At 75.8% G+C, this 566-nt stretch carries 1 protein-coding gene; it reads right to left on the bottom strand.

The features are described 5' to 3' along the window. Window positions 1–566: acyl carrier protein (locus ABD317_RS37600; RefSeq protein ID WP_344296646.1), on the bottom strand; the 566-nt coding region annotated here is incomplete at both ends.

Here is a 566-nt window from a genome sequence, read left to right as displayed (position 1 = left end):
TCGTCTCCAGCAGCAACCGCTGCTGCGGATCCATCGCCAGCGCCTCCCGCGGCGAAAGACCGAAGAACCCGGGGTCGAAGTCCGCCGCCCCGTGCAGGAATCCGCCCGACCACACCGACGAGCGCCCCGCCCGGTCCGGGTCCGGGTCGTACAGCTCCTCCGGGTCCCAGCCCCGGTCGTCCGGGAACTCCGAGATCGCGTCGCGGCCCGCCGCGACCAGCTCCCACAGCTCCTCCGGCGAGCCGACGCCCCCCGGGTAGCGGCAGGCCATCCCGATGATCGCGATCGGGTCGTCCGCCGCGGCCGCGGCCGCGGGCCGCCGTGCCGCCGCGGTACCGGCCTCCGCGGCCAGCCCGGACTCGGCGAGCAGGAACCCCGCCAGCGCCGTCGGGTTGGGGTAGTCGAAGACCAGGGTCGCGGGCAGCCGCAGGCCCGTGTCGCGGGCGAGGGCGTTGCGCAGGTCGACGGCCATCAGCGAGTCGAAGCCCAGGTCCCGGAACGCCTGCGCCTCCGGCACCGCGCCCGGCGTCTCGTGTCCCAGCACGGTCGCGGTGTGCGTACGCACC

Origin of the sequence: Streptomyces synnematoformans, from assembly GCF_039531005.1 — a bacterium.
Taxonomy (GTDB): Bacteria; Actinomycetota; Actinomycetes; order Streptomycetales; family Streptomycetaceae; genus Streptomyces; species Streptomyces synnematoformans.
This window is presented reverse-complemented; position numbering and strand designations above follow the sequence as displayed.